At 68.2% G+C, this 25,127-nt stretch carries 23 protein-coding genes; 16 read left to right on the plus strand and 7 right to left on the minus strand.

The features are described 5' to 3' along the window. Nucleotides 1-26 precede the first annotated feature (26 nt). Nucleotides 27-1,067, plus strand: a complete 1,041-nt coding sequence (locus TEF_13625) for a hypothetical protein (protein ID ANK81720.1) — start codon at nt 27-29, stop codon at nt 1,065-1,067. Between the two features lie 279 nt (nt 1,068-1,346). Here the strand turns inward: TEF_13625 and TEF_13630 are convergent, their stop codons facing one another. Further along, complete coding sequence (locus tag TEF_13630) at nt 1,347-1,718, minus strand: hypothetical protein (GenBank protein ANK81721.1); 372 nt, start codon at nt 1,716-1,718, stop codon at nt 1,347-1,349. Nucleotides 1,719-2,353: 635 nt separating this feature from the next. Between TEF_13630 and TEF_13635 the strand changes: the two genes are divergently transcribed. From TEF_13635 to TEF_13650, 4 genes are all read left to right on the plus strand, one after another. Beyond that, nucleotides 2,354-3,139, plus strand: coding sequence for an oxidoreductase (locus TEF_13635; GenBank protein ID ANK81722.1), 786 nt, complete (start codon nt 2,354-2,356; stop codon nt 3,137-3,139). A gap of 215 nt (nt 3,140-3,354) precedes the next feature. After that, nucleotides 3,355-3,873 (plus strand): peptide deformylase, encoded by a 519-nt coding sequence (locus tag TEF_13640; GenBank protein ID ANK81723.1) that lies wholly within the window; start codon nt 3,355-3,357, stop codon nt 3,871-3,873. Nucleotides 3,874-3,896: 23 nt separating this feature from the next. Then, nucleotides 3,897-4,805 carry a methionyl-tRNA formyltransferase gene (locus tag TEF_13645; protein ID ANK83480.1) on the plus strand — a complete coding sequence of 303 codons (909 nt, stop codon included), beginning with the start codon at nt 3,897-3,899 and terminating at the stop codon, nt 4,803-4,805. Further along, a complete protein-coding gene (locus TEF_13650; GenBank protein ANK81724.1) occupies nt 4,805-5,551 on the plus strand; it encodes a tRNA pseudouridine(38,39,40) synthase TruA in 747 nt (248 codons plus the stop codon). Before TEF_13645 ends, TEF_13650 begins: the two co-directional genes overlap by 1 nt. A gap of 189 nt (nt 5,552-5,740) precedes the next feature. Here TEF_13650 and TEF_13655 read toward each other — a convergent pair whose 3' ends face one another. Continuing rightward, nucleotides 5,741-7,264, minus strand: coding sequence for a galactonate dehydratase (locus tag TEF_13655; protein ANK81725.1), 1,524 nt, complete (start codon nt 7,262-7,264; stop codon nt 5,741-5,743). Between the two features lie 184 nt (nt 7,265-7,448). On the opposite strand from TEF_13655, the gene TEF_13660 reads away from it, so the two are divergent. The 7 genes from TEF_13660 (at nt 7,449) to TEF_13690 (ending at nt 15,857) form a co-directional block, all read left to right on the plus strand. Next, on the plus strand, nt 7,449-8,654 hold the full coding sequence (locus TEF_13660) for an acyl-CoA dehydrogenase (protein ANK81726.1): 1,206 nt from the start codon (nt 7,449-7,451) through the stop codon (nt 8,652-8,654). Nucleotides 8,655-8,826: 172 nt separating this feature from the next. Next, nucleotides 8,827-9,369, plus strand: coding sequence for a signal peptidase II (locus TEF_13665; GenBank protein ANK81727.1), 543 nt, complete (start codon nt 8,827-8,829; stop codon nt 9,367-9,369). After that, entirely contained in the window at nt 9,366-9,881 is a 516-nt protein-coding gene (locus TEF_13670; GenBank protein ANK81728.1) for a hypothetical protein, read from the plus strand. Before TEF_13665 ends, TEF_13670 begins: the two co-directional genes overlap by 4 nt. 61 nt (nt 9,882-9,942) lie before the next feature. After that, nucleotides 9,943-11,325, plus strand: a complete 1,383-nt coding sequence (locus TEF_13675) for a zinc protease (protein ID ANK81729.1) — start codon at nt 9,943-9,945, stop codon at nt 11,323-11,325. Then, a complete protein-coding gene (locus TEF_13680; protein ANK81730.1) occupies nt 11,322-12,683 on the plus strand; it encodes a hypothetical protein in 1,362 nt (453 codons plus the stop codon). Before TEF_13675 ends, TEF_13680 begins: the two co-directional genes overlap by 4 nt. Nucleotides 12,684-12,753: 70 nt before the next feature. Next, nucleotides 12,754-14,034: a hypothetical protein gene (locus TEF_13685; GenBank protein ANK81731.1), complete on the plus strand. Its 1,281-nt coding sequence runs from the start codon at nt 12,754-12,756 to the stop codon at nt 14,032-14,034. Between the two features lie 11 nt (nt 14,035-14,045). Continuing rightward, nucleotides 14,046-15,857: a DNA mismatch repair protein MutL gene (locus tag TEF_13690; protein ID ANK81732.1), complete on the plus strand. Its 1,812-nt coding sequence runs from the start codon at nt 14,046-14,048 to the stop codon at nt 15,855-15,857. Here the strand turns inward: TEF_13690 and TEF_13695 are convergent. Then, nucleotides 15,854-16,999, minus strand: a complete 1,146-nt coding sequence (locus TEF_13695) for a hydrolase (protein ID ANK81733.1) — start codon at nt 16,997-16,999, stop codon at nt 15,854-15,856. The two genes, TEF_13690 and TEF_13695, sit on opposite strands and share 4 nt — an antisense overlap. Continuing rightward, on the minus strand, nt 16,996-18,027 hold the full coding sequence (locus TEF_13700) for an NADP-dependent oxidoreductase (protein ANK81734.1): 1,032 nt from the start codon (nt 18,025-18,027) through the stop codon (nt 16,996-16,998). The genes TEF_13695 and TEF_13700 overlap by 4 nt, the downstream gene beginning before the upstream one ends. Before the next feature lie 157 nt (nt 18,028-18,184). Between TEF_13700 and TEF_13705 the strand changes: the two genes are divergently transcribed. Together TEF_13705 and TEF_13710 are read left to right on the plus strand one after the other, a co-directional pair. Continuing rightward, a complete protein-coding gene (locus TEF_13705; GenBank protein ID ANK81735.1) occupies nt 18,185-18,850 on the plus strand; it encodes a hypothetical protein in 666 nt (221 codons plus the stop codon). Nucleotides 18,851-18,890: 40 nt separating this feature from the next. Beyond that, nucleotides 18,891-19,676, plus strand: a complete 786-nt coding sequence (locus TEF_13710; GenBank protein ID ANK81736.1) for a hypothetical protein — start codon at nt 18,891-18,893, stop codon at nt 19,674-19,676. On the opposite strand, the gene TEF_13715 is transcribed toward TEF_13710, so the two are convergent. Continuing rightward, a complete protein-coding gene (locus TEF_13715) occupies nt 19,661-21,226 on the minus strand; it encodes a propionyl-CoA carboxylase (protein ID ANK81737.1) in 1,566 nt (521 codons plus the stop codon). The two genes, TEF_13710 and TEF_13715, sit on opposite strands and share 16 nt — an antisense overlap. 125 nt (nt 21,227-21,351) lie before the next feature. Beyond that, nucleotides 21,352-21,792 (minus strand): MucR family transcriptional regulator, encoded by a 441-nt coding sequence (locus tag TEF_13720; GenBank protein ID ANK81738.1) that lies wholly within the window; start codon nt 21,790-21,792, stop codon nt 21,352-21,354. Between the two features lie 433 nt (nt 21,793-22,225). Here TEF_13720 and TEF_13725 point away from each other — a divergent pair, with 433 nt between their 5' ends. After that, entirely contained in the window at nt 22,226-23,554 is a 1,329-nt protein-coding gene (locus TEF_13725; protein ANK81739.1) for a hypothetical protein, read from the plus strand. After that, nucleotides 23,551-24,888, plus strand: a complete 1,338-nt coding sequence (locus tag TEF_13730; GenBank protein ANK81740.1) for a hypothetical protein — start codon at nt 23,551-23,553, stop codon at nt 24,886-24,888. Before TEF_13725 ends, TEF_13730 begins: the two co-directional genes overlap by 4 nt. Here the strand turns inward: TEF_13730 and TEF_13735 are convergent. Then, on the minus strand, nt 24,872-25,114 hold the full coding sequence (locus tag TEF_13735) for a hypothetical protein (protein ANK81741.1): 243 nt from the start codon (nt 25,112-25,114) through the stop codon (nt 24,872-24,874). The genes TEF_13730 and TEF_13735 overlap by 17 nt on opposite strands. Nucleotides 25,115-25,127 lie beyond the last annotated feature (13 nt).

Genomic DNA, 25,127 nt, shown 5'->3' on the forward strand with positions numbered 1-25,127 from the left:
GGACAAGACCACGGTCCGGTCCCGCCATGCAACGACGAACGCGCCAGCAACTCCGCATCTCGCTCCTCATCATCGGCATCGCCGCCAGCCTCGGTGCGGTGTTCGGTCTCGCCATCGCCGGCGCCGGCGATGGTGACGGGGAGACCCGCGCCTACGCCCGCGCCGCGCTGCGCGGCGTCTGGACCGGCGGGCTCATTGCCGGGCTGCTGACCGCCTGGGAATACACCTACGTCAATCGCGCCGCAGGCCTGTGGGTCCGGCGGCTGAACTTCCTCGGCAATGTGGGTGTGCGTTCGCTGATCTACCTCGCCGCCATCATGCTGAGTATCTGGTCGGGCGCGACGGTATTTTCGATCGAAGGCGCCGATCCCTTCGGCTGGAACGCCCAGACGGTCATCCAGGTGGGCTTCTCGGTCCTGTTCAGCATCGGGGTGAACTTCGCCATGGCGATCAACGGCCTGCTGGGTCAGGCGGTGTTCCTGAACTTCCTGACCGGGCGCTATCACCGCCCCGTGGTGGAGAATCGGGTGCTGTTGTTCGCCGACGTCGTCGGCTCCACGGCGATCGCCGAACGCATCGGGGATCTTGGCTTCCACCGCTTCCTGAACGACGTCTACCGCGATCTGTCCGCACCGGTGATCGAGTTGGGCGGCGTCATTCACAAGTATGTCGGCGATGAGATTATCGTGTCCTGGCCCGACACGGCCGCCGGCCGGAGCCGCGCGTTGCAATGCGGGATTGAATTTCACGCGCTACTGGCCGCGGCGGAAGCGCGCTACAAGGACATCCATGGTGCAGTGCCGGCGCTGCGCATCGGCATCCACGCCGGACCGGTGGTGATCGGAGAGATGGGCGATGTCCGTCAGGAGATCGTCTTCCTCGGCGACGCCATGAACACGGCCTCGCGGCTGGTCGACATGTGCCGTACACTCGGCCGGCCGCTGCTGGTCAGCGAGGCCCTGCACGACGCCGGGGCCAGCGAAGACGGCTCCGCCCTTGAACCCATGGGGGAGACCGGGGTACGGGGAAAAACAAGACCGGTCGCCGTCTACGCGCCGGCGCCATAGGTTGCAGCGGATCCGGGGAGGATCGGACGTGTCAGGACGGGCGGCGGTCGACAGCGAGCGGCCGGGATCGGGCTACTGGATCAGGATCGTCGCGACGGTATTCCTGCCCTTCGCCAGCGGCTATTTCCTTTCCTATCTCTACCGCGCCCTGCCCTCGCTGATCGGCGACCGCATCCGCGAGGAACTGGTGCTCGACGCCGGCGTGCTCGGACTGGTGGGCGCGGCGTATTTCCTCGCCTTCGGCCTGGCGCAGCTGCCGGTCGGCATGGCCCTCGACCGTTACGGCCCCCGGCGGGTGCAGACGGTGCTGCTGCTGATCGCCGGCGCGGGCGCAGTGATCTTCGGCCTGGGCACGAACCCGGAGACGCTGATCGTCGGGCGGGCGCTGATCGGCCTCGGCTGCGCCGCCGGCCTGATGGGCTCGTTCAAGGCGATCACGCTGTGGTTCCCCCAGAACCGCTGGCCGCTGGTCAACGGCTGCCTGCTGGGCATGGGCGGGCTCGGTGCGCTGATGGCGACGACGCCGGTGGAGCACCTGCTCACCTTCATTTCCTGGCACGATCTCTTCTTCTGGATCGCGGGCGCATCCGCCGCCTCCTCGCTGCTGATCTTCACCGTGGTCCCGGAAAAGCCGGGCAGCGCCAACCCCATTCCCGTCAGCGAGCTGCTGGGCAGCCTGAAGCGGGTCTACTCCAGCCGCGCCTACTGGCGCATCGCGCCGATGGCGGTGATGACCATGGCGACCGGCATGGCGATCCACAACCAGTGGGCCGGCCTGTGGCTGAAGGACGTGGCGCTGTTCGATCAGGCGACGGTGGCGATCTATCTGCAGACGCTGGGCATCGCCCTGACGGCCGGTTTCGTGCTGGGCGGCGTGGTCGCCGACGTACTGACCCGCTACGGCATCCCGCTGCACGCCATCATGGCCGGCGGCGTCTCGGTGCTGATCTTCTCGCAGATATCGATCGCGCTGGGCTGGGACCCTTCGGGCCACTGGCCGTGGATCCTGCTGGGGCTGAGCTCCAACATGTCGGCGCTGGCCTTCCCCTGGCTCTGCGGTCAGTTTCCGCTCAACCTGGCCGGCCGGGTGAACTCGGCGCTCAACGTCTTCGTCTTCCTGGGCGTCTTCGCCATCGCCTCGGGCCTGGGCTGGATCATCGACCGGTTCCCGCTGACCGAGGCCGGCGGCTATGCCCGCGAAGGTTACGAGACGGGACTTCTCATCATCATCGCCGTGGAAACACTGGCGTTCATCTGGTTCCTGGTACCGGGAGGAAAGAAGAAGAATGCAGGATCTGAAGGGTAAGGCCGCCATCGTCACGGGTTCGGCGACCGGCGTCGGCGCGGCGACCGCGAAGCTGCTGGCCGCGCAGGGCTGCAACGTCGTCGTCAACTACACCAAGTCCAAGGCCGAGGCCGAGGAGACCATGGAGGCGTGCCGCGCCGAGGGCGTGAAGGCCATCGCCGTGCAGGCCAATGTCGCCGAGGACGACGACTGCAGGAAGCTGGTCGACGCCTGCATCGGCGAATTCGGCCGCCTCGATCATCTGGTCAACAATGCGGGAACCACGAAGTTCGTCGCCCATTCGGACCTCGAGGGTCTGGACGCCGACGATTTCCGCTGGATCTACTCGGTCAACGTCGTCGGCCCCTACCAGATGATCAAGCACGCCGCGCCGCACATGCGCAAGAACGGCGGCAGCGTCACCAACGTCTCCTCCATCGCCGGCGTCACCGGCCTCGGCTCCTGCGTGGCCTACGCCGCCTCCAAGGGCGCGCTGAACACCATGACGCTGTCGCTGGCCCGCGCGCTGGGTCCGGAGATCCGCGTCAACGCCATCTGCCCGGGGATGATCCAGGGCAAGTGGCTGCGCGAAGGCATGGGCGAGGACCGCTATGACGGTGTTCTCCAGCACCAGTTGAAGACCAACCCGCTGCAGAAGGTCTCGACGCCGGAGGACAACGCCCGCGCGATCCTGATGTTCATCCAGGGTTCCGACCTGATCACCGGCGAGACCCTGCTGGTCGACGGCGGCTTCCACCTCGGCTTCGCGCCCACCGTCGCGCGGTAATCCTCGACAAAAGGCTGATGACTGGCGCCCCCGCCTTGTGCGGGGGTCCGGTCGGCTGCCGCGCCGGCACGGTCGGAGCAGGATGCCCTGCTGAACCAGATGCCCGCACAAGGCGGGCATGACATGAAAGATGGGGGCCCTTCCCGCCACTTGACGCTCCGGCTGCGGCGACCTAACTCCATGCGGCTTCCGCAACTTTCGAGTAGAATTGGTCCATGGCCCTCTTGCCCATCATCACCGCGCCCGACCCGCGTCTGCGGGTGAAGTCCGAGCCCGTCGGGACCGTCGACGACGATCTCCGCCGGCTGATGGATGACATGCTGGAGACCATGTACGACGCCCCCGGCGTCGGCCTTTCGGCCATCCAGGTCGGCGTGCCCAAGAGGGTGATGGTCGTGGACTGTGCGTCCGATGACGCCGCCCCCGAGCCGATCCATCTCGTCAACCCGGTGATCCGCGAGGCTTCGCCCGACTTGCGCGCCTACGAGGAAGGCTGCCTGTCGCTGCCCGAGCAGTACGCCGAGGTGGAGCGCCACGACCGCATCACCGTCGACTATCTGGACCGGGACGGCCGGGCCCAGACGCTGGAGGCGGATGGCCTGCTGTCCACCTGCATCCAGCACGAGATGGACCATTTCGACGGCGTGCTCTTCGTCGACCACATCTCGGCGCTGAAACGGTCGATGATCATGAAGCGGCTGAAGAAGGCGAAGAAGCTGAAGGCGACGGGGTGACCGCCGCCCTCCGCATCGTCTTCATGGGCACGCCGGATTTCGCCGTGCCAGCGCTCCGCGCGCTGCACGAGGCCGGCCACGAGATCGCCGCGGTCTATTCCCAGCCGCCGCGCGCCGCGGGCCGGAGGGGGCGGAAGACGATACCCGGCCCCGTCCACGCCGCCGCCGAGGCGCTGGGGCTGAAGGTTCTGACCCCGGTGTCGCTGAAGAAGCCGGAAGCGCAGGCGGAATTCGCGGCGCACGAGGCGGACGTCGCCGTGGTCGCCGCCTATGGCCTGATCCTGCCGCAGGCGATTCTCGACGCGCCGCGGCTCGGCTGTTTCAACATCCACGCCTCGCTGCTGCCGCGCTGGCGCGGCGCCGCGCCGATCCAACGCGCGGTCATGGCGGGCGACGAAAAGACCGGCGTCACCATCATGCAGATGGACGCCGGCCTGGACACCGGCGACATGGCGCTGAAGGCGGAGACAGCCATCGGCCCGTGCGACACCACCCAGAGCCTGCACGACCGGCTGGCCGAGATGGGCGCGGCGCTGATCGTCGACGCGCTGCGGCGGCTGATCGAAGGCACGCTGGAACTGACGCCCCAGCCCGAAGATGGCGTGACCTACGCCGGCAAGATCGACAAGGCGGAGGCGCATGTCGACTGGACCCGACCGGTCGCGGATATCGACCGGCTGATCCGCGGCCTCGCCCCCTTCCCCGGCGCCTGGTTCGAGCATGAGGGCGAGCGGGTCAAGGTTCACATGGCCACGCCCGCCGCCGGCGCCGCCGAGGCCGCGCCCGGCACGGTGGTCGACGGGGAACTGACGGTGCAGTGCGGCGACGGGCTGATCCGGCTGGAGGTCCTGCAGCGCGCCGGCGGCAAGCCGATGGACGCCGCCACCTTCCAGCGCGGCCGGGCGATCCCCGCCGGCGCCGTGCTGGGCTGATGCCGCGCTATCGCCTGATGCTGGAATATGACGGCGCGGGCTTCGTCGGCTGGCAACGCCAGACCAATGGCCTCGCCGTCCAGCAGGTGATCGAAGAAGGCATCCACGCCTTCACCGGGGAAACGGTGACGGCGATCGCCGCGGGCCGGACGGATTCGGGCGTTCACGCCCTCGCCATGACCGTCCATGCCGACATCGCCCGGGAGATGCCGGCGTCCAAGATCCGCGACGCGCTGGCCCACCATGTCCGCCCCCATCCGGTGACCGTGCTCTCGGTCGAGGCCGTCCACGAGGGTTTCAGCGCCCGCTTCGACTGCGTGAAGCGGCAATACCTCTATCGCATCCTCAACCGCGCCGCCGTCCCGGCGCTGAATCGGGGCCGCGTCTGGCACGTCGCCCAGCCGCTCGACGTCGACGCGATGAACCGGGCGGCGGCGCATCTTCACGGCCACCACGACTTCGAGAGCTTCCGTTCCGCCCACTGCCAGGCCGATACGGCGGTGAAGACGCTCGACACGCTGGAAGTGACGCGGGAAGGCGAGGAAGTGCGGATCGTCTGTTCCGCGCGGTCGTTCCTGCACAACCAGGTCCGCATCATGGCCGGCACATTGGTGGACGTGGGCAAGGGCCGATGGACGCCGGCCGAAGTCAGGGCCGCGCTCAAGGCCCGTGACCGCACCGCCGCCGGCCCCACCGCGCCGGCTCACGGGCTCTATTTCGTCAAAGCAGAATATCCGCCGCGGTAGCCGCCCGGCGCGCCGACGTCATTGCCTGGTTCAGCCGGGCAATCCATCGACCGGCATCTCTCATGGGCTGCCCGGACAAGCCGGGCAGCGACGAAGGGGGAAGACGCCCCCGCGTGCGTGCGGCAATTTCAGCTATGCCGGAGCCGCGCTGTGTGCCGGCCGGTCCATCCCACACAGCGCGGTTTCAAATCACATCACCGCCCCGATCTGCCAGGGCAGGAACTCGTCGTCGCCGAAGCCGAGCCGCTCCGAGCAGGTCGGCTCGCCGGAAGCCGTGGCCAGGATCTTCCGGAAGATCTCCTCGCCCATCTCGGCGACCGACTTCTCGCCGTCGATGACCAGGCCGCAATTGACGTCCATGTCGTCGGACATGCGTCCGTACATCGCCGAATTCGTCGCCAGCTTGATAGACGGCACGGGCTTGCAGCCGAATACCGAGCCGCGGCCTGTGGTGAAACAGACCACGTTCGCGCCGCCGGCGACGAAGCCGGTCACGGAGACAGGGTCGTAGCCGGGCGTGTCCATGAACACGAAGCCCTTCGATGCGATCCGCTCGCCATAGGCATAGACGTCGGCCAGGTTCGTCGTGCCGCCCTTGGCCGCGGCGCCGAGCGACTTCTCGAGGATGGTGGTCAAACCGCCCTCCTTGTTGCCGGGGCTGGGGTTGTTGTCCATGGAGCCGTCGTTCTTCGCCACATAGTCCTCCCACCAGCGGATCCTGGCGATCAGCTTGTCGGCGACTTCCGGGCTGACGGCGCGGCGGGTCAGCAGATGCTCGGCGCCATAGATCTCGGGCGTCTCGCCGAGACAGGCCGTGCCGCCGTGACGCACAAGCAGGTCCGCAGCTGCGCCCAGCGCCGGGTTGGCGGAAATGCCTGAATAGGCATCCGAGCCACCGCACTCCAGCCCCAGGATCAGTTCCGAGGCCGGGATCGGCTCGCGCCGGAAGGCGTTGGCGTGAGGCAGCATCTCCTTCACCAGTTCCACGCCCTTGCGCACCGTCGCCGTGGTGCCGCCCGAGTCCTGGATGGTGAACATGTGCAGCAGCGGTCCCGGCTTCAGCCCCTCCACATCCATCATCATGCCGAGCTGGGCCGCCTCGCAGCCAAGCCCGATGAACAGCAGGCCGGCGAAGTTCGGATGCCGCGCATAGCCCGCGAAGGTGCGCGACAGCATCCGCATCCCCTCCCCCGTCGAGGCCATGCCGCAGCCGGTGCCGTGGGTCAGCGCCACGACGCCGTCGATGTTCGGATATTCGGCCAGCATGTCGGGATGGCGGAACTGTTCGGCGACGTAGCGCGCCACCGTGGCCGAGCAGTTCACCGAGGTGAGAATGCCGATGTAGTTCCGCGTCGCGGCCCGGCCGTTCGCCCGGCGGTAGCCGTCAAAGGTCGCCCGCTCGGCCTCGGGCACGTAATCGACCGGCTTCACGTCCTGGCCGACGGCGTAGTCGCGGTCGAACATCGCGAAGACGCAGTTGTGGGTGTGGACGTGATCACCGGGCCGGATGGCGCCTTCGGCAAAGCCGATGATCTGATCGTATTTCCGCACCGCCGCGCCGTCGGCGATGGCGGAAAGCGCGATCTTGTGGCCGGCCGGGATGTGGTGCGCCGCCTTCACGCCGCCCCCGATCTCGGTGCCCGGCAGGATATCCACGCGGGCCACGGCCACGTTGTCCCGGTCGTCGAGCCGTATCGTCAGCGCCTCGGTCATTGCGGCCTCCCTTGTTTCGCCTCCGAATATAGCCTTCGCCGCACGCATGCGACAGATGCAACCCGCAGGGCATTCAGGGCTATGACAAGGCGGAAGGGCCCCGTTATGATCCGCCGCAGCTTTCGCAGGCGCCGCGCCGCAATCTGTCCGCGCGGCCGATCAATCGCAGAAGGGGAGGAACTTCATGGAATTCATCCAGACCGAACGCAGCCTGGAGATGCAGGAACGCATCAGCGCGTTCATGGACAAGTACGTCTATCCCAACGAGGAGAAGATGTCGGACGAGATCGCCGAGGGCGACCGCTGGCAGCCGATTCCGACCCTCGAGGAGCTGAAGAAGGTCGCGAAGTCGGAAGGCCTGTGGAACTTCTTCCTGCCCGAGCACGAAGGCGGCCCCGGCTTCACCAACCTGGAATACGCCCCGCTCTGCGAGATCATGGGCCGTTCCCCCTTCGCCTCCGAGATCTTCAACTGCTCGGCGCCGGACACCGGCAACATGGAAGTGCTGGCCCGCTACGCCACCAAGGAACAGCAGGAGCGGTGGCTGACGCCGCTGCTGGCCGGCGAGATCCGGTCCTGCTTCGCCATGACCGAGCCCGAGGTGGCGTCCTCCGACGCCACCAACATCCAGACCCGGATCGAGCGTGACGGCGACGAATACGTCATCAACGGCCGCAAGTGGTGGTCGTCGGGAATCGGCGATCCGCGCTGCAAGATCCTGGTGCTGATGGGCAAGACCGATCCGGACAATCCCGATCGCTACAAGCAGCAGTCCATGATCCTGGTCCCGCGCGACTCCAAGGGCATCACCGTCAAGCGCATGCTGCCGGTGTTCGGCTATGACGACGCGCCGCACGGCCATGGCGAGGTGATCTTCGACAATGTCCGCGTGCCGGCCGAGAACATCCTGCTGGGCGAGGGCCGCGGTTTCGAGATCGCCCAGGGCCGCCTCGGCCCGGGCCGCATCCATCACTGCATGCGCTCCATCGGCGTGTCCGAGCGGGCGCTGGAGAAGATGATCAAGCGGCTCAAGTCCCGCGTCGCCTTCGGCAAGCCGGTGATCGAGCAGTCGGTCTGGAAGGAACGTATCGCCGAGAGCCGGATCATGATCGACCAGAACCGCCTCTATGTGTACTACGCCGCCTGGCGCATGGACACGGTGGGCAACAAGGAAGCCCGCCGCGAGATCGCCGGCATCAAGGTCTCGGTGCCGAACATCGCCTGCAAGATCACCGACTGGGCCATCCAGGCCCATGGCGGCGGCGGCGTCACCACCGACTTCGGCACGGCGTCGATGTATGCGCACCAGCGCACGCTGCGTCTGGCCGACGGCCCGGACGAGGTGCACCGCGACCAGCTCGCACGGCTCGAAATCCGCCGCTGGAACTGATGCGTCGGTGACGCGTCATCCCGGCCGCCGGGCCGGGATACAGCCATCGAAAAATGAGGGAAGGCCGGGGTTCGCGCCCCGGCCTTCTTTCGTCGGCCCTTGGCGCGGGACGCGGCGAGGTCTATGTGAGACGACGTTCGCGCCCAGCCCTTCCGCTCCAGCTTCCGGACCCATGCCGCTTCGCCCCTTCCTCATCGCGCTCGTCCTGATCGCCGTCGACCAGCTCAGCAAGATCTGGCTGGTCTCGGTCATGGAAGGGCGGGAGTGCACCATCATCAACGGCCTGCCGGAGATCTGCCGCCCGATCGAGATCCTGTCCTTCTTCAACATCGTCATGGTCTGGAACACGGGCGTGAGCTTCGGGATGTTCTCGGATTCCGGCGCGCCGCTCATTCTGGGCCTGATCAACCTGGCCGTCGCCGCCGCGCTGGCGGTCTGGCTGGCGCGCGCCGAGAGCCGCGCGCTCCGCGCCGGCCTGACGCTGGTCATCGCCGGCGCGGTGGGCAACGCCATCGATCGTTTCGCCTATGGCGCGGTCGCCGACTTCTTCGACGTCCATCTGTCGGGCGCCGCCGCGCAATGGGCGATCGACACCTTCGGCACCAACCACTGGCCCGCCTTCAACGTCGCCGACATGGCGATCTCCGTGGGCGTCGTACTGCTGCTTTTCGATTCCTTGTTCGCGCGCGGGGATCGTTCTAAAAGGGCGCCATGAATCAGCAGATCATTCGTACCGGCTTCGGTTTCGCCGCGATGCTTGTCCTGGCCCTGGCCCTGAGCGGCTGCGACAGCGCCCGGGGCATCCTCGGTCTGGAGAAGACCTCGCCCGACGAATCGCGTGTCACGGTCTTCTCGCCGCTGGTGGTCCCGCCGGAATTCAGCCTGCGTCCGCCGGGATCGGGTGGCGTCGACCAGTCGGCGCTGCCCCGTGTCAACCGGCCGCAGCAGCGCGCCGTGATTACTGCCGACGGCCGCGTCGTCGGCGGCGTCGACGGCAGCGAGACGGTACCCGACGACGCCACGGTCGGCGAACTGGCGTTGCTGCGCCAGGCCGGGGCGCTGACGCCGCCGCGCGGCGTTCGCGGCCTCGCCGCCCAGCAGGAACGAGCACTCGAGCGCCTCAACACGACCCTCACCGACCTGGTGCTGTTCGACCGCAGCAGCGGCGAGACCCGCGAAGCCACGCCCCAGGAACGCGCCACGATCGAGAAGCCCGGCCTGTTCTGATCCTCCCCCTTCGGGGTGAATGACGCGAACGCGACTTGCGCAGCCGGACCCGCGCCGCCAAATGACCGGCAGACGGTCACTTGATGACGACGGAGGGCCTTACGTGCGACCCCTGATTGCGGGCCTGGCTGCAGCCATGGTCCTGACGCTGTTCGCGCCGCGCGCCGACGCCGGTCTGTTCGATCCGCAGACCTTCACCCTGGACAACGGCATGGAAGTGGTGGTCGTCCCCGACCACCGCGCCCCGGTCGTGGTGCACATGGTCTGGTACCGCGTGGGCGCGGCCGACGAGCCGAAGGGGAAGTCGGGCATCGCCCACTTCCTGGAGCATCTGATGTTCAAGGGCACGGAAAAGATTCCGCCCGGCGAGTTCTCCAAGATCGTCGCCGCCAACGGCGGCCGCGACAACGCCTTCACTTCCCAGGATTACACCGCCTATTTCCAGGTCGTGGCGAAGGACCGCCTGCCGCTGATGATGGAGATGGAGGCGGACCGGATGGTCAATCTGCGCCTCGACGCGGAGAGCGTCGCGACCGAGCGCCAGGTCATTCTGGAGGAACGCCGCCAGCGCACCGACGCCACGCCGCAGGGCCAGTTCGGCGAGCAGGTGCAGGCGACCTTCTACCTCTCCCACCCCTACAGCGAACCGATCATCGGCTGGGAGGAGGAAATCAAGTCCCTGACACGCGAGGACGCCCTGGCCTTCTACGAACAGTACTACGCGCCGAACAACGCCATCCTCGTCGTGGCCGGCGACATTACCGCCGAGGAGCTGAAGCCCCTGGCCGAGAAGCACTACGGCGTCCTGCCGGCGAACGAGGCGCTGGAGCGTCCCACCCTGCCCCATGAACCGCCGCACCGTGCGGCCCGGCGCATCACCGACAGCGACCCCCGTGTCGCCGAGCCGAGCTGGCAGCGCCAGTACATCGCCGACAGCGCCAACTGGGGCGAGCCGGACAACGTCATCGCCCTGCAGGTGCTGGGCGACATCCTGGGCGGCGGCTCGACCAGCCGCCTCTACCGCGCTCTGGTCGTCGAGCAGGGCATCGCGGCCTCCGCCGGCGCCTGGTATTCCGGCGTCAACCGCGGCCCCGGCGCCTTCGGTCTTTACGCCACGCCGGCACGCGGCGCGGAAATCGAGGATCTGGAGCGCGCCATCGATGCGGAGATCCGCCGTGTCATCGAGGACGGCGTGACACAGGAAGAACTGGATCGCGCCCGCACCGTGCTGCTCGCCGAAGCGGTCTACATGCGCGACAGCCTGAGCCAGGGCGCCCGCGTGTTCGGTTCGTCCCTGGTCGCCGGCCTCACCGTCGAGGACGTGGAGAGCTGGCCCGAGCGACTGAAGGGCGTCACTGTCGATGATGTCGTGCGCGCCGCGCGGGCGAACTTCCGTCCCGAAGCCTCGGTCACCGCCATTCTGTCGCCGGAGAACCCGTCATGATGAAAGGCGCCATGTTTCTCACCGCCAAGTTCGCCGCCATTCTGCTCGTCGTCACCGCCGTGGCCGCCGCGGGCCGGCCCGCCGCCGGCTCCGACATCGTCGAGGTCACTTCGCCGGGCGGCATCACTGCCTGGTTGAAGCAGGAAGAAGCCATCCCGATGATCGCCGTCTCCGCGATCTGGCGTGACGGCGGCGCTGTTTCCGACCCGGAAGGCAAGGCCGGCCGGGCCAACCTCGTGTCCGCCCTGCTGGACGAGGGCGCCGGCGAGATGGACAGCCAGACCTTCCAGACCCGCCTGGAGGAGCATGGCGTCCGCCTTTCCTTCGAGGCCGGACGGGACACATTCGGCATGTCGCTGCAGACTCTGACGCAGAACGCCGGAGAGGCCTTCCGGCTGGCAGGTCTCGCCCTGACTAGCCCACGGTTCGACACCGACGCGATCGAGCGGATGCGCCAGCAGATCCTGATCCGCATCGCGCGCGATCTGCAGAACCCCAACGCCATCGCCGGCCGTGTCTTCTCCGAGGTGGCCTTCGGCGACGATCCCTATGGCCGCACCATCGACGGGACACAGGAAAGCGTCACCGCGATTGCGCGCGACGACCTGACCGGCTTCGTGGGCAGCCAGCTGGCAAAGGACCGCCTGATCGTGGGCGTCGTGGGCGACATCTCGCCCGAGGCGCTGAAGCCGCTGCTGGACGTGGCATTCGGCGGGCTGACCGAAACCGCCGCTCCTGCCGCCGACGACAAGGCGGAGCTACGTCAGCCGGGCGTGCAGCGCGTCGTGCCCTATGACACGCCTCAGACAGTCTTCGTCTTCGGCGCCCCCGGTCTCGCCCGCGACGATCCCGACTACGAGGCCGCCCGGGTGATGAACCACATCCTTGGCGGCGGCGGCTTCTCCAGTCTGCTGACCGAGGAAATTCGCGAAAAGCGCGGGCTGACCTATGGCGTCTACAGCTATCTCCGGCCGATGGACCGGGCCGCACTCTGGCTGGGCGGTCTGTCGACCAGCAACGACAAGGCCGGCGAAGCGCTGGACGTCCTCAAGGAAACCATCCGACGCTTCCGCGAAGAAGGACCGAGCGACGAGCAGATCGAGAAGGCCAAGGCCAACATCAACGGCGCCTTCCCGCTCAGACTGACATCGAACCGCGCCATCGCCGACCTGCTGGTCGCGCTCCAGCGCTACGGTCTGGGCAAGGATTATGTCGAGCGGCGGCCGGAACTGATCAACGCCGTCACCCGCGAGGACGTCATGCGCGTCGCCGAGGATCTTCTGAATCTCGATCGGTTGATCGTGACCGCCGTCGGCATTCCCGAAGGTCTGGCCGAGAAGGCCTCCGAGACACAGTAACAGCGCGGCGCGGCCTTGCCGGGGCCGTGGCGATTTGCGAGTTTTCGAGGGGACTTCGGATCGGATCGTCATGGCCCAGCCATTCGACCACTATATCGACGCCTGTCTGGAGGCGACCGTCAGTGACGGCGGCCTGAGGGAGGACAGCTTCCGCTCGCTGATCGAACGCGGGCGGCCGGCATTGCGGGAGATTCGCGGCGAGCTGGCGCGTGGCGGCCTGCCCCATTTCGGCCTCGCCTCCCGCCGCGACGACCTGCGCGCCATCGAGAGCCTCGCACTGCGTCTGAGGGAGGACTTCCGCCGTATTATCGTCCTCGGCACCGGCGGCTCCAGCCTCGGCGGTCAGGCGCTGGTCGCCATCGCGCCCGCAGCGGAGCGACGCAGGCTGGTGTTCGCGGACAATCTTGACGGGGGCGGCTTCGCCGAACTGCTGGCCGACTGCGAACCGGCGCGGACCCATTTCGTCGTCATCTCCAAGTCCGGTAGCACCACCGAGACCCTGGCGCAGACATTCGCCGTGCTCGACTGGGCGCGGCGGCAGAAGCGGCCGCTGGATCTGCCCCGCCACTTCACCGTGATCACCGAACCCGGCGACAACCCGCTCAGGCGGCTGGCCGACCGGCTGCGCCTGCCCTTGCTGAACCACGACCCGGAGGTCGGCGGGCGGTTCTCCGTGCTGTCGCTTGTCGGTCTGCTGCCCGGCCTGATCGCCGGGCTGGATGTCATGGCGGTGCGCAAGGGCGCGGCGCTGGTGTTCGAGCGCGCCATCGCAGAAGAGGACCCCGCCCCCCTTGCCGGCGCAGCCCTGGCCGTGGGCCTGGCGCGGGAGCGCGGCCGCACCCAGCAGGTGATGTTGCCCTATGCCGGCGCGCTGGAGCGCTTCGCGCAGTGGCACCGGCAGCTCTGGGCCGAAAGCCTGGGCAAGAACGGCCGCGGCGTGACGCCGGTGGCGGCGCTGGGACCTGTCGACCAGCACAGCCAGCTCCAGCTCTGGCTGGACGGGCCGGCGGACAAGAGCTTCACCGTGATCACGGTGGCCGAGCCCGAGCCGGGACCGGTGATCGAACCCGACCTGGTCCAGGATCCGGCGCTCGGCTATCTCAGCGGCCAGAGCCTGGGCGCCATCGTCAAGATCCAGGCGCGCGCGACCATCGAGACGCTGGTGGATCGCGGCCATCCGACGCGGATGATCCGCCTGCAGCGTCTGGACGAACGCACGCTGGGCGGCCTTTTCATGCACTTCATGCTGGAGACGGTGCTGGCGGCCCATCTGCTGGGCATCAGCGCCTACGGACAGCCGGCGGTCGAATCGAGTAAGAAACTGACGAAGCAGTATCTCGCCGCCGGATAGGAACTTCTCTCTTGGCCATTCGCCGCTTGCCCGAGACCACCGTCAACCGCATCGCCGCCGGCGAGGTGATCGAGCGGCCGGCCAGCGCGGTCAAGGAACTGGTGGAGAACAGCCTCGATGCCGGCGCGCGCCGCGTCGACATCGTGCTGCGCGACGGCGGCCGGTCGCTGATCTCCGTCGATGACGACGGCGCCGGCATGGACCGCGACGACCTGCAGCTCGCCATCGAACGCCATGCCACCTCCAAGCTGATGGACGACGACCTGCTGACCATCGCCCAGTTCGGCTTCCGGGGCGAAGCCCTGCCCTCGATCGGCGCTGTCTCACGCCTCGCGATCGAGAGCCGCGCCGCCGGTCAGGACACGGGCTGGTCCATCGGGGTCGACGGCGGCCGGGTCAGCGAGGCGAAGCCCGCGCCGCGCGCCGCCGGCACCCACGTCGAGGCACGCGATCTGTTCTATGCCACGCCGGCCAGGCTGAAGTTCCTCAAGACCGACCGGGCCGAGTTCGGCGCCACGCTCGACACCATCAAGCGGCTCGCCATGGCCCACCCCGAGGTCGGCTTCACCCTGAAGGACGGCGAGCGCACGGCCTTCACCGCTTCCGCCGAACAGGGCGAATTGCTGGACCGGCGCGCGGCGCGTCTTGGCCGCGTCATGGGCCGCGACTTCATCGACAATGCGCTGGCGATCGAGGCCGAGCGCGAGGGCGTGCGGCTGACCGGCCTCGCCGCGGTGCCGACCTACAATCGCGGCAACTCGATGCAGCAGTACATGTTCGTCAACGGCCGGCCGGTACGCGACAAGCTGTTCGTCGGCGCGGTGCGCGGCGCCTATCACGACTTCCTCTCCGGCGGCCGCCATCCGGTCGTCGCGCTGTTCCTGGAAATCGAACCGCACGCGGTCGACGTCAATGTGCACCCGGCCAAGGCCGAAGTCCGTTTCCGTCAGCCCGGCGTGGTGCGCGGCCTGATCGTCGGCGCACTGCGCTCGGCCCTGGCGGAAGCCGGCCACCGCGCATCCACGACGGTCGCCGGCGCCGCGCTCGGCGCCTTCCGGCCGGCTTCCTCTCCGCCCGAGCCGCGGCTGTTCGCCCAGCGGCCTTCGGCCTATGCGGCCCAGGCCCGGCCGCAGCCCGCAGCGATGGAAGCGGCGGCGCGCTGGCAGGCGCCGGCGCCGGACGATCTCGCGCCGCCAAGTGCAGCCCGCGTGGCGGCGGTGAACGAGGACGAAGACGAATCCGACTATCCCCTCGGCGTTGCCCGCGCCCAGCTCCATGAAACCTACATCGTTGCGCAGACGGGCGACGGCATCGTCATCGTCGATCAGCATGCCGCGCACGAGCGCCTGGTCTACGAACGCATGAAGCGACAGATGGCCGAGAGCGGTGTCGCCCGCCAGGGCCTGCTTCTGCCCGAGGTCGTGGAGATGGACGAGACCAGCGCCGACCGGCTGGAAGCCCGCGCCGGGGAAATGGCGGAACTGGGACTGGTGTACGAGCGCTTCGGCGCCACCGCCGTGGTGGTCCGCGAGACTCCCGCCCTGCTCGGCCGCTGCGCCGTGCGCGGCCTGATCCTCGACCTCGCCGACGAACTGGCGGAGCTGGAGACAGCCAACGGGGTGAAGGACCGGCTGGAGGAGATCTGCGCCACCATGGCCTGCCACGGCTCGGTCCGTTCGGGCCGGCGCCTGGCCGGCGAGGAAATGGATGCGCTGCTCCGGGAAATGGAGCGCACGCCCCATTCGGGCCAGTGCAATCACGGCCGCCCGACCTATGTCGAGCTCAAGCTTGCCGACATCGAGCGCCTGTTCGGACGCCGCTAGAGGAACGTCGCGTCGGTGGGCAGCCCGAAGGCGACACGGCCGGTCAGTTCCCAGGTCGCCGGATTGACCATCATGTGCTGGGTCATGACGTGCGCGTCGCGGAAGCGGCGCTGCAGCGGCGACTTGAGATAGACGGAATCCCCGCCGGCCAGATCGTACATCGACCGCGCCACGTCGGCCGATGTCCGGGTGGCGTGCGTCGCCGCCAGCCGCAGATCGGCGCGGGCTTCCACGTCGAGATCGTCGCCCGCCTCGGCCAGGGCCCAGGCGCGGCCCACCGCGTCCTCCATGAACGCCGATGCGCCGGCCAGCTTCGCCCGCGCCTGCGCCAGTTCCGACTGGGCGTAGCCGCGTTCAGCCAGCGTGCGCCCGCCGCCGGTCGGCTTCTTCGAGGCCGCCAGGGCGACAAGATCGTCCAGCGCCGCCCCGGCATTGCCCAGCGCCACTGCCGCGATGCCAAGCGACAGCAAACCGAAGGTCGGAAAACGGTAGAGCGCGCCGTCATGGGTCGCGACGCTCTTCATCATCGAGACCGCGCGCGCTTCGGGCACGAAGATGTCCGCGACCGCCATGTCGCCCGAGCCGGTGCCCTTCAGGCCGTGGCTCATCCAGGTGTCGATCAGTTCCGCCTCGGCGGCGGGAAAGATCATCATCCGCGAATCCGGGGCGCCGTTGGGCAGCTTGGCGATGCCGTCGCCGTCCCGGATCACCGCGCCGCCGGACAGCCAGGTGCAGTTGGCGCTGCCGCTGGCCCAGGCCCAGCGTCCGGTCAGCCGATAGCCGCCGTCGACCGGTTCGGCGCGGCCCATGGGCGCGAAGATACCGCCATAGACGCCCTTGGGATCGCCGTAGATCTCGCGGGCCGTCTCATGGTCCAGGAAGCCGGACTTGTAGGCCGATGTCGCCGCGATCATGACGCACCAGCCGGCCGAGGCGTCGGCGGCGGCGACGCGGCGCATCGCCGCGAGCGACTCCGAGACCGGCAGTTCCAGCCCGCCCAGGGCCTTCGGGATCATCATGCGGAACAGCCCCGACTCGGCCATCGCCCGGGCGATGTCGGCAGGCAGCCGCCGCGCCGCCTCGATCTCGTCGCCGCGTCCGGCGACGTCGGCGAGAAGCGCCTCGGGAAGGGTCATGGTCATCGCTTCGCCTCCGGCTCGAAAGGGTCGGGGCTCAGACGGGCCAGCCGCCGGCCGCGGTTCTCGCCCCGGAAAAGCCCGGCGAAGGCTTCGGGTATCGATTCCAGTCCCTCGCTGATCTCGTCGCGCCAGACAATCTCGCCGGCCAGCACGTGCTCCGCCATCGCGCGCTCCGCATCGTCCCAGGGCAGATCGTCGAACACCACCAGCCCCTGCATCTTCAGGCGGTGGGTGATGAAGGCGCGGGTGTTGCGCAAGCCCGGCGGATCGGCCTGATTGTAGGCGGCCACCTGGCCGGAGACCACGATGGCGCCGTTCAGGTTCATCGAGGGGATGATCCGGTCGATCATTTCGTTGCCGACATTGTCGAACAGGATGTCCACGCCGTCCGGCGCGGCCTCGGCCACTGCGGCGGCGACGTCCATCGAGCGGTAGTCGATGGCGTGATCGAAGCCCGCCGCGTCGACCAGCCAGCGGCACTTCTCCGGGCCGCCGGCGACGCCGATCACGCGGCAGCCCTCCAGCCTGGCGATCTGCCCCGCGGCCGAGCCCACCGCGCCGGCAGCGCTGGTCACCACCACGGTCTGGCCGGCCTTCAGCCCGCCCACGCGCCTGAGCCCGAACCAGGCCGTCATGCCGGAGACGCCCAGCACGCCGAGCCAGGGACTGAGCGGCAGACGGCGGTCGGTGATGCGGCGGATGAACCCCCGGCCCTTTGAGACCAGATGCTCGGACCAGCCTTCGGCGAGTGAGACGATATCGCCCGGCGCATAGTCGGGATGGCGGCTCTCGACCACCTCACCGACGGAGAAGGCGCCGACCATCTCGCCGAGCTTCAGCGGCGGGACATAACTCGCCTGACCGGAGAGCCGCGCCCGGGTGCCCGGATCGACGGAAAGCAGGATGTTGCGGACGAGGAAGCGGCCGTCCGCCAGATCGGGCAACTCGTGGTCCACGATCTCGAAATCGTCCGGCGACGGCGCGCCTTCGATATAGCGCTTCAGCACGATGCGCCGCGTCTTCTGCCCCATGTCGCCTCCCCGGTTCGCGAGACCAGTGTAGAACCTTGTGCCGGGACAGACGCAACGGTTTCAACGACGGAAACAGTGCATTTCCCGCGCCGCGCTTGCTAGGGGCCGGGTCCGCAATCAGCTATGGTGCAGCGAAACACAGTAAAGGGAGAGCGTCATGTCATTCGGGCGCATCGATCACCTGGCCTTCATCACGCCGGACCTGGACGGCACCATCCGTTTCTACCGTGACCTGCTGGGCATGGAGCTGTCGCTGGGCATCGGTCATGACGGCTTCCGCCATTACTTCTTCCGCACCGGCGACAACTACGTCGCCTTCTTCGCCTATGAAGGCGCGTCGAAGATGAGGAAGAAATTCCACGGGCGGCGGACGAAGGAGCCCATCGGCTTCGACCACGTGGCCTTCACGGTGCCGACGCGCGAAGAGCTGTTCGAACTGAAGGACCGCCTGGAGGCCGCGGGGCTGGAGGTCACCGGCCCCATCGACCACGGCGCCTTCTGGTCGATCTATTTCTTCGACAACAACGACATCCCGCTGGAGTTCGCGTGGAACCTGATGGAGATCGTGGAGACGCCGGCCGTCGTCGACGACGACCTGCCCACGATCGTCCTGGAAGGCTCGGGCCCGCAGCCCGGTCACTGGCCGACGGTGTCGAACCCGACACCGCCGGAGGAGATGATCGCGTCGAAGGCGGGCAACGCCTACGCGCTGCGCGCGGAACTCCGGAAGACCGGCAAGGGCCGGCTCACCCCTGCCGGCGCGGCCGCCATCCGCCAGATGGAAGACCCGCCGTCCGAAACCGAAGCGGCGATCGGGCCGTGAGGGTAAGAGCTTGAGAGTTGGCGTCGCCGGCTGCGGCGCCATGGGCCGGCCCATGGCGGAGGCGCTGATCGCCGCCGGCTTCGACGTCATGGGCTACGACGTCCGGCCCATGTCCGGGTTCGGCGGCTTCGCCCGGCACATGACGGGCGATCCAGCGGAACTGCCAGGGCGCTGCGGTGCCGTGATCTCGGTCGTGCGCGACGCAGCCCAGACGCGGGAACTGCTGGCGGCCATGGCGGAACCGCCGCCGATCCTGGTTCTCTCCTCCACGCTGTCGCCGCGTTTCGTCCGGACGCTTCGTGACGAACTGCCGACAGCCACCGCGCTGGTGGACGCGCCCATGTCCGGTGCACCGCACCGGGCGCGGTCGGCGACGCTCACCTTCATGGTCGGCGGCCCGGATGAAGCGGTGAAACAACTGATGCCCGCCTTCCGGGCCATGGGCGAGGAAATCCACCTGCTGGGCGATACCGGCGCGGGCGCGGCGGCCAAGGTGCTCAACAACTTCGTCGCCGCGGCGGGCGTCGTCGCCGTCCGCACGGTACTGGCGCAGGCCGGGGCTCTGGGCCTGCCGCCGGAGCGCCTGCTCGCAGTCATGCGTTCCAGTTCCGGCGGCACCTGGTATGGCGACAACCTGGAACGGATCGACTGGGCGGCGGAAACCTACGATCCCGCCAATACCATCGGCATCCTGGAAAAGGACGTCACCGCCTATCTCGACGCGGTCGCCGGAGACGGGCCGGCGGACGGGCTGACGGAAGCGGTGCTCGAAAGACTGCGCGGCCTGCCGGCCTTGCCCGACCTGGACGATCAGGGACGGGTGTAGAACCGCCGCGGCCCGGCCTTGGGCAGGGCCTCGATGCGGTGTCTGTTCAGCTCCAGCCACTGACAGAGCTGGGGCCGCGTCTCCCGCGGGTCGATGAGGTCGTGATAGGCGAAGCTTTCGGCGCGGGAGAAGGGTGACTGGCGCTCCGCCATCTTCCGCTCCAGATCCGCGCGCAAGGCCTCCGGGTCGTCGGCGGCGGCGATCTCGCGGCCAAAGGCGACGGCGACACCGCCCTCGACGGGCAGCGGCCCCGACTCGGCAGACGGCCAGGCCAGGACATGGGCGTGATTGCCGTAATGCGCCGCCGCAGCGACGCCGAAGCTCTTCTTGATCGCCACCGAACACCACGGCACTTCGCAGCTCGCCGCGGCCAGCACCGCCGACGTTCCGGGCCGGATGGTGCCGGCCTTCTCGGAATCCGGGCCGATCATGAAGCCGGGCTCGTCCACGAAGGCGACGATCGGCAGGTGGAAGGTCTCGCAGAATTCGATGAAACGCCGGGCCTTGCGTGCGCCGTCGGCGGTCATCGCACCGGCGTAGAAGCGGCAGTCATTGCCGAATACGCCGACGGGTTGTCCGTTCAGACGCGCCAGGCCGACGATCTGACCCGGCCCGTACTGCCGGCCGGTCTCGAAGAAGCTGCCACAGTCGACCACCATCTCGATGAGCTTGCGCTGGTCGTAGGCGCGGCGACGGTCCGTCGGCACGATATCGGCCAGCGCATCCTCGCATCGGTCGACCGGGTCGTCGCAATCGGCGACCGGCGGCAGGTGGTCGACATTGGGCGGCAGGTAGCTCAGGAAGCGGCGGATCTGGCGGAAGGCGTCGTCCTCGTCGTCGGCAAGATTGTCGACCGCGCCGCTCTTCAGGTGCACCTGCGGCCCGCCCAGTTCCTCCTTGGTCACGGAGACGCCCAGGGCGCGCTCCACCACCGCCGGACCGGCAATCAGGACCTGGGCCGTCTCCTTCGTCATCACGCTGAAATGGCTGGCCACCAGCCGCGCCGCCGGCAGGCCGGCGACGGGGCCCAGCGCCGCGGCGGCGACCGGGACGGTGCCCAGCGTCTGCGCCACCGACAGGAAGCGATGCGGCTCCCCCACCGAAGAACCGACCGGACCCGAGGAGTCCTTGCCGCCGGAACCGGTGACCGAACCGCCGCCGCCTTCGTGCAGGCGGATCAGCGGGACGCGATAGCGCAGCGCCACGTCCTCGGCATAGACCGACTTTCGCAGCCCGGCAGGCGTCGGTGAGCCGCCGCGCACGGTGAAATCCTCACCGCCGACGACGCAGGTCCGGCCGTCGACGCGGCCGAAGCCGAGGATGAAGTTGGCCGGGGTGAAGCCGGCCTTCCCGCCATCTTCCGCAGGTTCGGCAACGCCGGCCGTGCGGCCCAGTTCGGCGAAACTGCCCTCGTCCAGCAGCCGCCCGATCCGCTCCCTGAGCGTCAGCCGGCCCTTGGCGTGCTGGCGCCCGACAGCCTCGGCCCCGCCCTGCTCCACAGCCAGCTTGCGCCGCCTTTGAATCTCGTCGATGCGTTCCTGCCAGCTCACGCCTGACACCTCCCCGTTCCATGCCGCGCGCAGCCGATGATGACGCGGCGCAGACAAAAGAAAACCCCGGAAGGCGGTCCTTCCGGGGTCGGTTCCATCAGGTTGTCGGGCTGACCCGCGGCGGGTCAGGCCTTGGCGCGGCGGCGTCCACCCCGGCCGAGGCCGATCGCCTTGGCCATCTCGGCGCGCTTCTTGGCGTAGTTGGGCGCCACCATCGGGTAATCGGACGGCAGGTTCCACTTCGCTCGGTATTCTTCGGGCGACATGTCGAAGTTGGTGCGCAGATAGCGCTTCAGCATCTTCAGCTTCTTGCCGTCTTCCAGACAGATCAGGTAGTCGGGCGTGATCGAACGCCGAATGCTGACCGCCGGCTTCTGGTTTTCCGGTTCCGGCTCCTCCACCGCGGTGCCGGCGGAGGCCAGGGCCGCATGAATACGGCTGATCAGCTCCGGCAGTTCATCGGAAGGAACGACGTTGTTGGAGACATAGGCCGCGGCGACTTCCGCCGTCATCTCCAGCAAATCCTGATGGGTCGGAGCCCCACCTTCCGCTGCATTCGCGTTCATATCTGATACTCCTGATTCTGGACCGTTCAGTCGGTTACTGGATTCGGTACGTACTATGCGTCTCGAATTGCCGCGAACTTAACAGAGAACGGCAAGCACGAAAGAAAAAAATGCGGTTGAAATTCTTCCACTCATCACATGTTGCCCAATGGTGCAAAACCCCTGCGGCACCTATGCTTGAGAAGCATGACGCAGGCGAACTTTTCGGTAACGGAAAGCCACGGAGACAGAAATGACCGCCATTGGCGGCGGCAGTTCGTCCTCGCCTTCCGAATCATCGGTGATATCCTGCGGATGGACGGGCGCCCCGCCTGGCCAGGGACGGTCCGCAAAATTCCTGGAGGTCCACCAATGTCTTCGGCGACCAGCATTGCCTCCGTCGCCTCGCATCGGATCGACGCCATCGATCCGTCCTACCGGAACTGAGCCGGCCTTGAGCGCCCGTCGCCGCGCCCGGCTTCGTCCGGCGGAAGACCTGAAGTTCGAGCCCTACTGGTGGCGCGAGCGGGACCGGTCCCCGCCGCCCGAGCCTGATCTGCCCGAGCGCGTGGACGTCGCCATCGTCGGCGGCGGCTACACGGGCCTTTCGGCCGCGCTGACCCTGGCGCGGTCTGGCGCCAGCGTGGTCGTCTTCGATGCCGAGGATCCCGGCGACGGCGCGAGTTCGCGCAATGGCGGCATGTTCGGCGACCGGCTGAAACCGGGCTATGGCGGTCTTGCCCACCGCTTCGGGGCGGCGCGTGCGGTGGCCATGCTCGACGAGGCCTCCGCTTCCGTGGAATTCATCGAACGGCTGGTGATCGACAATGACATCGCCTGCGACTTCGCGCGCATGGGCCGCTTCTATCCGGCGGTGACGCGGGCGCACTACGAGAGCATGGCGGCCAGCCTGGAGGCGGAAAAGGCGGCGCGGCCGGTGCAGGCGGAGATGGTGCCCGCAGACGAGCAGAGCCAGTTCATCGGCTCCCGTTTCTACGCCGGCGGGCGGCTCCACCACGACACGGGCGGGCTGCATCCGGCGAAGTTCCACGACGGGCTGCTGGCCGCCGCCCGGGCCGCCGGCGCGCTGGTCGTGGGCCGCACCGCCGTGCTGGGCCTGGAGGAGACCGACAGCGCCATGGTGCTGGAAACCAGCCTGGGCTTCGTCACGGCGGAGACGGTGCTGATCTGCACCAACGGCTATACCGGCCCGCTGACGCCCGAGCATCAGGCCCGCGTGGTGCCGGTGACCTCGGCAATCGTGGCCACGGACGAACTCGACCCCGATCTGGTGCGGCGGCTGATTCCGGGCGGGCGGATGATCGCCGACAGTTTCAACCTGCTGAACTACTACCGCCCTTCCCCCGACGGACGGCGCATCCTGCTGGGCAGCCGGCCGGGCGTGGGCGTCGGCGGCGGTCGGAAACTGGCTGACCATCTCGGCCGCCGCCTGGGCGAGATCTTTCCGGAACTCGACGGCGTCGCGCTGACCCATTGCTGGTGGGGCAAGGTCGCATTCAGCTTCGATGGCCTGCCGAAGATCGGGCTCGAGGGCCGCATCGGCCACGCCATGTGCTACGCCGGGTCCGGCGTCGCCATGTCCAACTGGATGGGCCACAAGCTGGCGCAGAAGGCCCTTGGCGATCTCGCCGGCCGAAGCGCCTTCGACGATGTCGAGTTTCCCGAACGCTTCTTCTACGGCGGACGGCCCTGGTTCCTTGGCCCCGCCATGGCCTGGTACGGTTTCCGTGATTCACTGAGCCGCCTGCGTCACGGCCGATGAGCGCCAGCGAGCGGCCGTCGCTGGGCCGGGTCTGGATCCTGGCCTGGCCGATCATCCTGTCCAACGTCACCACACCCCTGCTGGGCATGGTGGACACTGCGGTGGTGGGTCACCTGCCCGGCCCCGAGCACATCGGCGGCGTCGCCATCGGCGCGCTGGTCTTCACCTCGGTGTTCTGGCTGTTCGGTTTTCTCAGGATGGGGACCAGCGGCTTCGCGGCGCAGGCCGCCGGCGCCGAAGACGCGCCCGAGATCGCGGCGGTGCTGGGCCGTGCCATCCTGCTGGCCGCGGGTCTGGGTCTGATCCTGCTGGCGCTGCAGGCGCCGATCTGGTGGGCGGCGCGCGACCTGTTCGACGCCAGCGCCGCGGTGCAGACGCTCGCCGGCGAATATTTCTTCGTCCGCATCTGGTGCGCGCCGGCGACCCTGATGAACTATGCCCTGCTGGGCTGGTTCATCGGTCTGCAGCACACGCGCGTGGCGCTGCTGATCCAGATCTGGCTGAACGGCGTCAACATCGTCCTCGACCTGGTCTTCGTCGTCGGCCTGGAAATGGGCGTGCCGGGCGTGGCCTGGGCGACGCTGGCCGGCGAATGGTCCGCCGCGGCCCTGGGTCTGCTCGTCGCCGGCCGTATGATCCGGCGGCGCGGCACGGCGCTCAGCCTGCCGCGAATCCTCGACATAGGCCGGCTCAAGCGCTTCTTCCGCGCCAATATGGACATCATGATCCGGACCGCGTGCCTGATCTTCTCCTTCGCCTTCTTCACGCGGGAAGCGGCGCAGTTCGGCGACCTGGCGCTGGCGGCCAATGCGGTGCTGCTGCAGATGGTCCATATGACCGCCTATGGTCTGGACGGATTCGCCTTCGCCGCAGAGGCGCTGGTCGGCGCCGCGATCGGCCGGCGCAGCCACGCCGCGCTGCGTGGCGCGGTCGTGGCGAGCACGATCTGGGCGGGAATTGTCGCCGTCGCCATCGCGCTGCTCTATCTCGCCGCAGGGGACCTCATCGTCGCTCTGATGACCGATCAGGAGGCGGTGCGCACGACGGCCGGCGCCTATCTGCCCTGGGTGGCGCTCTACCCGCTGGTGGCGATCTGGTGCTTTCAGCTCGATGGCGTCTTCATCGGCGCCACCCAGACCGCCGACATGCGCAACGCGATGCTGGCCAGCCTGGCGATCTACATGGCCGCGGTGCTGACCTTGCCGGCGATGTGGGGCAATCACGGGCTGTGGGCCACGCTGATGGTGCTGAACCTGGCGCGCGGTGCGACCCTCGCGGCGCTCTATCCCAGGGTCGAGCGGCGGACGGCGCCGGCGGTCAGTCCAGAGGCTTGATGTTGTTGATGGCGAACTTGTTGACCAGCGTGATCTCACCGGTCCGCGAGTCTTCAAGCGGGAAGAACATGCCCGGTTCGTTCAGCAGGTCCTGCACGCGCTGGGTGGCGCGGATGAACACGCTGCCTTCCAGCTCCGTGCCGTCCGTCATCAGGATCAGGGTGTCGACCTTGATCTTGGGAACGTAGTTTTTGCGCGAGGACATGGATTCGACCGTCTTCTTCATGCCGCCAATCTAG

The sequence above is a fragment of the Rhizobiales bacterium NRL2 genome (genome assembly GCA_001664005.1).
Classification (GTDB): Bacteria; Pseudomonadota; Alphaproteobacteria; order Minwuiales; family Minwuiaceae; genus Minwuia.

Excerpts from the sequence above, each read along its gene's own strand:
- TEF_13705 (ANK81735.1), top strand. The coding sequence starts at position 18,185 with ATGTCATTCGGGCGCATCGATCACCTGGCCTTCATCACGCCGGACCTG.
- TEF_13670 (ANK81728.1), top strand. The coding sequence starts at position 9,366 with ATGAATCAGCAGATCATTCGTACCGGCTTCGGTTTCGCCGCGATGCTT.
- TEF_13680 (ANK81730.1), top strand. The coding sequence starts at position 11,322 with ATGATGAAAGGCGCCATGTTTCTCACCGCCAAGTTCGCCGCCATTCTG.
- TEF_13675 (ANK81729.1), top strand. The coding sequence starts at position 9,943 with ATGACCGGCAGACGGTCACTTGATGACGACGGAGGGCCTTACGTGCGA.
- TEF_13660 (ANK81726.1), top strand. The coding sequence starts at position 7,449 with ATGGAATTCATCCAGACCGAACGCAGCCTGGAGATGCAGGAACGCATC.
- TEF_13665 (ANK81727.1), top strand. The coding sequence starts at position 8,827 with ATGCCGCTTCGCCCCTTCCTCATCGCGCTCGTCCTGATCGCCGTCGAC.
- TEF_13645 (ANK83480.1), top strand. The coding sequence starts at position 3,897 with ATGGGCACGCCGGATTTCGCCGTGCCAGCGCTCCGCGCGCTGCACGAG.
- TEF_13635 (ANK81722.1), top strand. The coding sequence starts at position 2,354 with ATGCAGGATCTGAAGGGTAAGGCCGCCATCGTCACGGGTTCGGCGACC.
- TEF_13720 (ANK81738.1), bottom strand. The coding sequence starts at position 21,792 with ATGAACGCGAATGCAGCGGAAGGTGGGGCTCCGACCCATCAGGATTTG.
- TEF_13630 (ANK81721.1), bottom strand. The coding sequence starts at position 1,718 with ATGGGGTTGGCGCTGCCCGGCTTTTCCGGGACCACGGTGAAGATCAGC.
- TEF_13730 (ANK81740.1), top strand. The coding sequence starts at position 23,551 with ATGAGCGCCAGCGAGCGGCCGTCGCTGGGCCGGGTCTGGATCCTGGCC.
- TEF_13710 (ANK81736.1), top strand. The coding sequence starts at position 18,891 with ATGGGCCGGCCCATGGCGGAGGCGCTGATCGCCGCCGGCTTCGACGTC.
- TEF_13685 (ANK81731.1), top strand. The coding sequence starts at position 12,754 with ATGGCCCAGCCATTCGACCACTATATCGACGCCTGTCTGGAGGCGACC.
- TEF_13695 (ANK81733.1), bottom strand. The coding sequence starts at position 16,999 with ATGACCATGACCCTTCCCGAGGCGCTTCTCGCCGACGTCGCCGGACGC.
- TEF_13625 (ANK81720.1), top strand. The coding sequence starts at position 27 with ATGCAACGACGAACGCGCCAGCAACTCCGCATCTCGCTCCTCATCATC.
- TEF_13655 (ANK81725.1), bottom strand. The coding sequence starts at position 7,264 with ATGACCGAGGCGCTGACGATACGGCTCGACGACCGGGACAACGTGGCC.
- TEF_13735 (ANK81741.1), bottom strand. The coding sequence starts at position 25,114 with ATGAAGAAGACGGTCGAATCCATGTCCTCGCGCAAAAACTACGTTCCC.
- TEF_13640 (ANK81723.1), top strand. The coding sequence starts at position 3,355 with ATGGCCCTCTTGCCCATCATCACCGCGCCCGACCCGCGTCTGCGGGTG.
- TEF_13650 (ANK81724.1), top strand. The coding sequence starts at position 4,805 with ATGCCGCGCTATCGCCTGATGCTGGAATATGACGGCGCGGGCTTCGTC.
- TEF_13700 (ANK81734.1), bottom strand. The coding sequence starts at position 18,027 with ATGGGGCAGAAGACGCGGCGCATCGTGCTGAAGCGCTATATCGAAGGC.